The following is a 671-nucleotide window of genomic DNA, read 5'->3' as shown; positions in this document are numbered from 1 at the left end:
CGCCGAGGGCGTCGAGGGTGGGGGCGTATTTGGCGACATTTCCGGTCTTGTCGGCCGCGCCGATGGCGGCGCCGGGTCCGATCGCGGCGACCTTGCCCCCGCCGTCGGTGACGAGCTGGCCGAGGGTGCCGATCTGGGCGTTGTATCCGGTTTCGGATTGGTACGCGGTCAGGTCCGGCCAGTTCGGGACCGTGGCGCCCTGGCCTGCGGTTTGAGGGGCGGGCGGCGCTGGGCAGCCTTTGCCCGCCGTACCAGCTCGCTGGCCTGCTGAGACCGTCAGCCAGCCTGCGACAGGGCAGGTGATGCCGCGGTCCGGGGGCGGGACGGCGCGGGTCGAGAGCGAGGCGGAGGAGCCTTGGCCGACGAGTTGCCAGAGGGCCGGCGTACGGGATCGGTCGAGGTCGCTCCATTCGAGGCCGGGCACGCCGATGAGCGCCACTCGTCCCTGGACGGCCTGCTGTTGGTTCTGGGAGACGGAGGCCGCCGCCGTCTTGAGGACCCGGCTGCCTGCGGTTCGGGCTGTGGTCGTGGCGTGGCTGGTGGCGGTGCTGCCCTGGGCTGGGGCGTGCATGAGGGATGAGGCCAGGGTGCTGCCGGTCTGGGCCGAGATGGGCTGAGGGGAGGAGGAGGCCAGGGTGGGGTGGCCGAGGGGGGTGACCACGATGTCGTCC

The 671-nt window shown here is 72.4% G+C and carries 1 pseudogene; it reads right to left on the bottom strand.

The features are described from left to right. A pseudogene (locus ETD85_RS62635) lies at nucleotides 1-671 on the bottom strand (hypothetical protein); the annotation flags it as partial.

This window comes from Nonomuraea zeae (assembly GCF_005889725.1).
GTDB classification, from domain to species: domain Bacteria; phylum Actinomycetota; class Actinomycetes; order Streptosporangiales; family Streptosporangiaceae; genus Nonomuraea; species Nonomuraea zeae.
Note: the sequence above shows the minus strand (reverse complement) of the source record. Positions and strands in the feature narration are given on the sequence as shown.